Genomic DNA, 8,407 nt, shown 5'->3' on the forward strand with positions numbered 1-8,407 from the left:
GGTGGCGATCGCCACCGCCCACGCAGCGCCGAGGAGGGTGGAACGCGGGTTCATGATGGTCCTGTTTGAGCTGAACACGCCGTCATGACGCGTCACCGGCGTGTTTCCCTGATGTCGCGGCCGAAAAAAATCAGCGCGCGTACAACCGGGTCGCGGCGGGTGTTTCGACGACCCGCACGCTGCCGGCGCGCGGGAGTGCGCGCAGGAAGGCATCGATGTCGTTCGCCTGCACGACCGCCGTCAGCCGCGGTCCGTCTCCGCTGGCGACGACCGGACGAGGGCGGTAGCGCGACAGCGTGGCCGCGACTTCCGGCAGCGATGCGTCATCGAACATCAGTGCCCCGCGTTGCCAGGCAAAACCGTCGTCGACGCGGCGGTGGCTGCGCCGGGCGAGGCCGCCCTCGAAGTCGACGACGTCGCCGGCGCCGAGCAGCCAGTGCGGCGGCTGCTCGTGCCCGTCGGCGTCCTGCCGGGCAACGCGGACCCGGCCGCTGGCGACGCTGACGCGGACCCGGTCGGGCAGGCGTGCGACGGCAAAACGCGTGCCGAGCACGGTGATGCGCACGGTGCCGCCATCGATGCCGAAGGGCCGGCCGGGGTCGGCGGCGACGTCGAAGATCGCCTCGCCGGCGTGCAGGACCACGTTCCGGTGACCGGCGTCGTAGTCCAGCGACAGCCGGGTCGAGGCCGACAGTGTCAGGGTACTGCCGTCGTCCAGCGGCACGCTGCGTACTTCGCCGATCGCGGTCGCCATCTGCATCGACATCGCCGGCCGGGTGCGGCGCCAGCCCAGCCAGCCGAGGCCGCCGCTCAGGCAGGCGAACAGGCCCAGTGTGCCGTGCTTGAGCATGCGCCTGCGCCCGTTGCCGTGCAGTTCGGCCGCGCCGGCGAGTGCGGCCAGTCGGGCGTTCGAGTCGAAGTCGTCCCACAACTCGGCAAAGGCCGCGTACTCCCGTCCGTGCGCCGGATCGGCGAGCCGCCAGGCTTCGAATCGGCCGCGGGCCGGGTCGTCGGGGGCGGCGTCGCGCATGCGGACGAACCAGCGTGCGGCGTCGTTGCGGACGCGGCTCACCGCAGTTGCTCCTTCACCGTGCGCAGGTCGACCAGTGCACGCATCACATGACGTTCGACCATGTTGACGCTGATGCCGAGCTTCAGCGCGATCTCGCCCTGCGTGTGGCTTTCGATCCGGAACAGCCAGAAGACCTCGCGGCAGCGGGGCGGCAGTGCATCGAGCACCCGCTGCAGGATGGCGAGCCGCTGCCGCAATGCGGCGACCGTTTCGGCCGATGGCTCGGCCGGTACCGTGTCGCTGGCTCCGGCATCGTCGGGCAGGGCGACGAAGCGGCGCTGCTCGCGATGATGGTCGACGAGGACCGCACCGATCACCGTACGCAGATAGGCATGCGGCTGGGCAATCTGCGTCCGCGTGCGGGTCAGTGCATAACGCAGCAGCGCGTCGTGCAGGATGTCCCAGGCGTGGTGCAGGCAGCCGGTCTGGCGCCGCAGGCCGGGCAGCAGCTCGGCATAGGCCCAGCGCAAATCGAGTCCGTACCAGTGCATAGTCGTCGGTCGGTCATGCGTGGCCCGTGGCGGACATGACGGTTGAGTCGTGATCGGCCTGCATTGAACCATAAATGAAAACAATTATCATTCGTATGGATGTCGATCGCGTTTTCCCGGCCGTGTGCCTTGGTACAATCGGCCGATGCAAGTTCAAGTTCTGACCTCCATTCCCGACCTGCCCGCCCTGGCCGCGCAGTGTCCCGATCGCTGCCCGGTGCTGTTGCAGTCGTCCGGCAACAGCGGCTGGGACATCCTGATGGCGCTGCCCGGCGAGCGCCGGGTCTACCACGACGCCGACGCCTTTCTGGCCGATCTGGATACGTTGCCGGTGCACGAAGGCGCGGGCGGCGAGTTGCCCTTTGCCGGCGGCTGGGCCGTCTATGCCGGTTACGAGCTGCTGAACGCGTTCGAACCGAGCGTGCCGGCCCGCACGTCCGCGTCGCCGGTGGCAGCGCTGATCCGCTGTCCGGCTGCCGTACTCGTCGATCGCGCATCGCAGCGGGGCTATCTGGTGGCCGAGTCGGCCACGCAGCTGGCCGAGCTGGCCGATCTCGTTGCCGCGCCGATCGCCTGGCAGCCGCGGCCGCTGGTGGTCGCCGCAGTGGCCGAGGACGAGCCGCAGGCCTTTGTCGACGGCGTGCTGGCAAGCAAGCGGTACATTGTCGAGGGTGACGTCTTCCAGGTGAACCTGTCGCGTGGCTGGGACGTGACGCTGACGCACGGCGATGCGCACGATCTGTATGCGGCGCTGCGTGCAGCCAATCCGGCACCGTTTTCGGCGCTGTTCGATCTGGGCGAATCGCAGATCGTCAGTTCCTCGCCGGAAAGGCTGGTGCGGGTCCGTGACGGCATCGTCGACACCCGGCCGATTGCCGGCACGCACCGGCGCTCGAACGATCCGGAAGAGGATGCCGCGCTGAAACGCGCGCTGATCTCGACGGTGAAGGAACGCGCCGAGCACATCATGCTGGTCGACCTCGAACGCAACGATCTGGGCCGCATTGCCGTGCCCGGCAGCGTCGAGGTCGACGAACTGATGGCGGTGGCCAGTTACGCCTACGTCCACCATATCGAATCGAACATCCGTGCCCGGCTGCGTCCGGGGACGACGGCGCGGCAAATCCTGCGCGCGCTGTTTCCCGGCGGCACGATCACCGGCTGTCCGAAAGTGCGTTGCATGCAGATCATCCGCGAGCTCGAGGACCGCGAGCGCGGTGTGTACACCGGCAGTCTCGGCTACATCGGACTCGACGGCCGGATGGACCTGAACATCCTGATCCGCAGTTTTCTGCAGACCGGAGAGACGTTGTACTTCCGCGCCGGCGCCGGCATCGTCGCCGACTCGGTCCCCGAGCGCGAACTCGAGGAAACCCGTCACAAGGCGCGCGGCCTGCTGCGCGCGCTCGGCGTCGCCGGATGATGGCCCCTGTCGTCGGCGCACCGGACCCGAGCCCGCCATCCGGTGGCGGCGTGATCCGCCTGCTCGACGGCGTGCCGGCCGGGGCGTTGCCGTTGGCCGACCGCAGCATCCAGTTTGGCGACGGCGTGTTCCGCACGCTCTTCATCCGCGACGGCGGTATCCCGTTCTGGCAACGCCACATGGCGAGACTGGCACGCGATGCCGCTGCACTCGGCATCAAGGCGCCGGCGTTCGAGACCTGGCTGGCCGAACTGCGCGAACACGCACCGGCCAACGCGACGATCAAGCTGATCCTGACCCGGGGCGAATCGCCGCGTGGCTACGTGGTGCCGGACAACGGTCTTCCCCATCGGATCACCCAGATCGCGCCGCCGGCACCGGTTGTCGACCGCCGTGCCGGCGTCAGGGTCCGCATTTGCGAAACCCGCGCGAGCTGGCAGCCGCGGCTGGCCGGCATCAAGCACCTGAACCGGCTGGAGAACGTGCTGGCGCGCGCCGAATGGCGCGATCCGGCGATTTTCGACGGCCTGCTGCTCGACCGTGACGGCGATGTCGTCGAGGGCACGATGAGCAATGTGCTGCTGCTCGAAGCCGGCCGGCTGCTGACGCCGGCACTCGACACCGGCGGCGTGGCCGGCGTGCTGCGCGATGTCGCATTCGACGCGGCGGCCGGGCTGGGCTGGGAGCGCGGAGAGGAACGGGTCGATCTGCCACGGTTGCTGCGTGCCGAGCGGGTCTGGCTGTGCAACAGCCTGACCGGTCTGGTGCCGGTGGCCCGGATCGAGGACCGCGAATGGCCGGCGCATCCGGCCGATCACATACTGGCGGAGCGCATTGCCGCGCTGGCCGCCGAGGAAACGCTATGGCTGAACTAGCCGTTCGGACCGCCGGCTACGCCGCCGGATTGCTGCTGCTGTCGATCCCGGCCCTGTGCACGGCCGCGCCGACGCCCGCACCGACTGCCGCACCGGCGTATTACAAGGCCGATCCGGCCAGACTGGCGCAGCTGGAGGCGCAGCGCTGCAGCAACCTGAACAAGGAGTCGGCACTGATCCAGCGGCGGATGGCAGGGTTCAACCGGCCCTATGATCTGGACAAGCTCAAGCAGCGGCAGAAGCAGGTCGACGCCGACTACGCACGCTATTGCAGGACCGCGTCGGCCGTCGCGACACGCTGAAGCGATTGCAATCCGCGCCGGCGCCCCCATCTACGGAGGATTCCAGGCCATTGAAAATCCCATGTCGAATGCTCCTCTGACCCAAGCTGCCGTCGAAAAGGCCGGCGTCGCCCGCCTGCCTACGCCGCACGGTGTCTTCATGGCCCATGCCTATCGCTCCGGTCTCGACGGTGTCGAACACCTTGCCGTGGTCATGGGTGATCCGGCCGGCGAGGCCACGCTGGTGAGACTGCATTCCGAATGCCTGACCGGCGACGTGTTCGGCTCGCTGCGCTGCGACTGCGGCGAGCAATTGAACAAGGCGCTCGAACGCATCGCCCGTGAAGGACGCGGCGTGCTGCTCTACCTGCGCGGTCAGGAAGGTCGCGGCATCGGTCTGGCGCACAAGATCCGCGCGTACGAGTTGCAGGACAGCGGCCTCGATACCGTCGATGCCAATCTCGCGCTCGGGCTGCCGGTCGATGCACGTTCGTACGAAGCGGCCGTGGCCATGCTGCGCGATCTTGGCGTGACCTCGGTCCGGCTGATGAGCAACAACCCGAAGAAGATTGCCGCGCTCGAGGCTGCCGGCCTGCCGGTGCGGCAGCGCGAACCGCATGCGGTCGATCCGAATCCGGAGAATCGCCATTACCTGGCGACCAAGCGGCAACGGATGGGGCACCTGCTCAAAGAAAGGTGAATTTAGCAACATACGCGCAGTAAACTAAGTGGATTCCCGATCGGTCCTACCGTGACGGCCATAACACGGCGGATGCCACAGGCGCCGCCGGACAAAGGGGATCCACATGCATCGCAAGACGATCACGCATTCACTGCTGGCCCTGCTCTGGCTCGGCGCGCCGGTTGCAGGCTGGACCGCCACCGCACCTGCGCCGGATGCGGCCGCCACCGCCAAACTCAGCGCCGGCGCGGAAGCTGCCGGTTGGCCAAGGCTGGTCGACGGCCAGCAGGGCGAGAAAATCTACGTTTACCAGCCGCAGCTCGATGCGCTGAACGGCAACACCCTGACCGGGCGTTCGGCGGTGCGGGTGTCGGGCAAGCAGGGCGATACCTTCGGCGTGATCTGGTTCAGCGCCCGCGCCGACATCGCCAAGGACCAGCGCACGGTGACGCTGAGCCAGTACAAGATCACCAGGGCCAACTTCCCGACTGCCGGCAAGGACGAAGACAGCTATCTGGCGTCGCTGCGCACGTCGCTGCCGAAAAACGGCTGGACCGTGTCCTATGACGCGTTGCAGGCCGACCTGCAGATCAATCATGCCGAAGCGGCCCATGCCGGCCAGGCGGTGAAGAACGACCCGCCGGCGATCATCTACAGCAACCGTCCGGCGTTGCTGGTGATGATCGACGGCGAGCCGGCCTTGCGCGAGGCCGGTGGCAAGCTGATGCGGGTGATCAACACCAGTGCGCTGATCGTGCTCGATCAGGGCAGCGGCAACTATTACCTGTGGGCGGTCGAGCGCTGGTATCAGGCCAGCTCGGCCACCGGCCCGTGGCAGGTCGCCACCAATCCGCCGACCGCCGAACTCGATCCGCTGCGCGAATCGCTGCTGAAGGCCAACCAGATCGATCCGATGTCGGGCAAGAGCGCCAACGGCGAGTCGGCGTTCGATCCGAACGTCGTTCCGGCCATCCACGTTGCAACCAGGCCGACCGAGTTGCTGCAGAGCAAGGGTGAGCCGCAGTACGCGCCGATCCCGGGGACGCAACTGCTTTATATGTCGAACTCGTCCAACGACGTCTTCGTCCAGATCGGCAGCCAGCAGCTGTATGTACTGATCTCGGGCCGCTGGTTTACCGCCGCCAGGATCGACGGTCCGTGGCAGTACGTGCCGGGTGACCGGCTGCCGGCCGACTTCGCCCGGATTCCGGCCGATCATCCGATGGCCGGGGTGCTGGTTTCGGTCCCGGGGACGCCGCAGGCCAGCGAAGCGCGCATTGCCAACAGCGTGCCGCAGACCGCGCAGGTCAAGCGTAGCGTCAAGCCGGAACCGGTCAGCTATGACGGTGGCGCGCCGCAATGGAAGCCGATCGACGACACGCCGCTGCAGTACGCCTACAACACGGCGATGCCGATCATCCGCGTCGATGCGCACAGCTACTATCTGGTGCAGAACGGCGTGTGGTTCGTTGCCACCTCGGCCAGCGGGCCATGGAGCGTGGCGGCCAGCGTACCGGCGGTGATCTATTCGATTCCGGTCAGCTCGCCGGTGCACTACGTCACCTACGTCCGGGTCTACAGCGCAACACCAAGCGTCGTCTACGTGGGCTACACCCCGGGCTATTACGGTACGGTGGTATCCAGCGACGGCGTCGTCGTTTACGGTACCGGCTACGTTTACCCGACCTATGTCGGCACCGTCTGGTATCCGGCGCCCTATACCTACGGCTTCGGTGCCGGTTTCGCCTGGGGGACGGCGACCGGTTTCGCTTTCGGTTTCGCCATGGGGGCATGGATGTCGCCGTGGTACTGGGGTGGGGGCTACTGGGGCGGCGGGTGCTGCTGGGGGGGCAACACCTACAACATCAACGTCACCAACAACTACAACCGCTGGGGCCACAACTCGGTCATCACCGGTCCGAACAACACCTACCGGACCGGCCAGATCGGCCAGACGCATTTCGCCAACAAGCAGGGCAGCGGCGACCTCTACGCCGGTCGCGACGGTCAGGTCTACAAGCGCGACAGCAGCGGCCAGTGGCAGAAGTATCAGGGCGGCGGCAACTGGTCGAACGTCGACAAGCAGCAGGCGGCCGACAACGTGAAGAGCCGGGCGCAGAACTATGCCAACAGCCCGCAAGGCCAGGCGCGCATCCAGAACGCCAAGGACTTTGCCAATTCACCGCAGGGTCAGCAGGCCGCCCAGCGCGCCAGGGACTGGAAGCAGTCACCGCAGGGCCAGCAGGCTGCGCAGGATTTCCGCGAGAACCACCAGTCGCTTGATAGCCAGTTCCAGGCGCGCAACGCCGGTGCAGAACGCGCCGGCAACTTCCAGCGTGGCGGTGGCAATTGGGGCGGCGGCGGCGGCAGTCTCGGTCAATCCCGTTTCGGTGGCGGTGGATTCGGTGGTTTCCACGGCGGTGGTTTCCGCCGGCGCTGAGCGGCGTTCCGGATGCATCGTGTGCGCCACCGTTCGGGGGGCGCAGTCGTTTTCAAACCGGAAGCGCCAACAGTGTTGCTGCTGCGCTCGAGGCGTCCGGTCAGCGCCGGACGTTATGGCAAGCAGGTTTCATCGCATGGTTGTTAGTCTTTCCGCGAGGTCACCCGATTTGGAGTACAGATGCTGAATCTTCAGAACTGCATTGAACAGGTCTGCCACAAGGCTACGTCGTTTCGTCCATTCGAGATCGATGTCTACACGCTGGAGTCGGCGCGTGAACAGCGGCTGGCCAACCTGCAACTCAGGATCAATCGGCCGAAGCCCGGCGAATACGCGGTGACACTGGTCGACGCGATCAACGGCGAATCCGAGGTCGCTCTTGGCCCCATTTATGCCAGGGCCGGCATGATCAGCAAGACCGCGTTTGCCAAAACCCAGTACGCCAACGTCTCGGATGACGCCTTCTTTCATATCCTCTATGACGTACAGGATCGCCCGTTCAGCTATATCGAGAATGGCGCGCCCGTCACCAAGCACACACCGGGGGCGCCCTGCATGGTGTGCGGGCTGCTGCTGCCGCTCCGGAACCTGACGGTCGATCATCAGCGCCCGCAGGCTGGCGGAGAGCTGGAGGCCGTACTCAAGACCTTCCGTGCTTTTGGGCTCACGCGCGAAGGTCCCAAGGGCGGGAAGGGGCAGCGCATCCTGCAGCATGTCTCCCAGGGCATTGCGCTCTCGGCGGTCTCGCCCAAACTGGGGCGTGCACCGGTGCAAGTCGGCAATCTGGCCGATCGCTATACGCTGACGAACGAGGGTGCTGTGCTTTACAGCTTCATTGTCGCCGCCGGTGAACGTGAACAGCTGAAATCACAGTGCATGCACGGTCTGCTCAACCTGCAACCGATGTGCCAGGCCTGCAACTCGTCCAAGGGCAATGCACTCAAGTTTTGATCGACAACGGGCGGCCCTGGGCCGCCCGTTGTGCTTTTCCGGCGCGGCGAAGCAGGGACTGCGGGATGTTTGACGGGCCGGCGGCGGTGTTCTGGCCGGTTGGGTGGGGCCGGCGAGGCCGAAACTGACGGTTTTGATGCCGTTGGCATGGATTTGTCAGCTTTGCAGTCGGGTCTGGGGCGGCGTTGCGGT

The 8,407-nt window shown here is 66.5% G+C and carries 8 protein-coding genes; 6 read left to right on the top strand and 2 right to left on the bottom strand.

Features of this window, described 5'->3' with window-relative positions; translation table 11 throughout:
- Positions 1–130 precede the first annotated feature (130 nt).
- Together IE097_RS19055 and IE097_RS19060 are read right to left on the bottom strand one after the other, a co-directional pair.
- Positions 131–1,072 (bottom strand): FecR family protein, encoded by a 942-nt coding sequence (locus IE097_RS19055; RefSeq protein ID WP_189462480.1) that lies wholly within the window; start codon positions 1,070–1,072, stop codon positions 131–133.
- Entirely contained in the window at positions 1,069–1,563 is a 495-nt protein-coding gene (locus tag IE097_RS19060; RefSeq protein ID WP_189462481.1) for a sigma-70 family RNA polymerase sigma factor, read from the bottom strand. Before IE097_RS19060 ends, IE097_RS19055 begins: the two co-directional genes overlap by 4 nt.
- A 145-nt stretch (positions 1,564–1,708) precedes the next feature.
- Between IE097_RS19060 and IE097_RS19065 the strand changes: the two genes are divergently transcribed.
- From IE097_RS19065 to IE097_RS19090, 6 genes are all read left to right on the top strand, one after another.
- Complete coding sequence (locus IE097_RS19065; RefSeq protein WP_189462482.1) at positions 1,709–2,986, top strand: aminodeoxychorismate synthase component I; 1,278 nt, start codon at positions 1,709–1,711, stop codon at positions 2,984–2,986.
- Complete coding sequence (gene pabC, locus IE097_RS19070; protein WP_189462483.1) at positions 2,983–3,861, top strand: aminodeoxychorismate lyase; 879 nt, start codon at positions 2,983–2,985, stop codon at positions 3,859–3,861. The genes IE097_RS19065 and pabC overlap by 4 nt, the downstream gene beginning before the upstream one ends.
- Complete coding sequence (locus IE097_RS19075) at positions 3,849–4,163, top strand: hypothetical protein (RefSeq protein WP_189462484.1); 315 nt, start codon at positions 3,849–3,851, stop codon at positions 4,161–4,163. Before pabC ends, IE097_RS19075 begins: the two co-directional genes overlap by 13 nt.
- A 61-nt stretch (positions 4,164–4,224) precedes the next feature.
- On the top strand, positions 4,225–4,842 hold the full coding sequence (gene ribA, locus IE097_RS19080; protein ID WP_189462485.1) for a GTP cyclohydrolase II: 618 nt from the start codon (positions 4,225–4,227) through the stop codon (positions 4,840–4,842).
- 106 nt (positions 4,843–4,948) lie between these two features.
- Positions 4,949–7,264: a carbohydrate-binding family V/XII gene (locus IE097_RS19085; protein ID WP_189462486.1), complete on the top strand. Its 2,316-nt coding sequence runs from the start codon at positions 4,949–4,951 to the stop codon at positions 7,262–7,264.
- Between the two features lie 180 nt (positions 7,265–7,444).
- Entirely contained in the window at positions 7,445–8,215 is a 771-nt protein-coding gene (locus tag IE097_RS19090; protein WP_189462487.1) for a hypothetical protein, read from the top strand.
- Positions 8,216–8,407 lie beyond the last annotated feature (192 nt).

Origin of the sequence: Jeongeupia chitinilytica (assembly GCF_014652315.1) — a bacterium.
Classification (GTDB): domain Bacteria; phylum Pseudomonadota; class Gammaproteobacteria; order Burkholderiales; family Chitinibacteraceae; genus Jeongeupia; species Jeongeupia chitinilytica.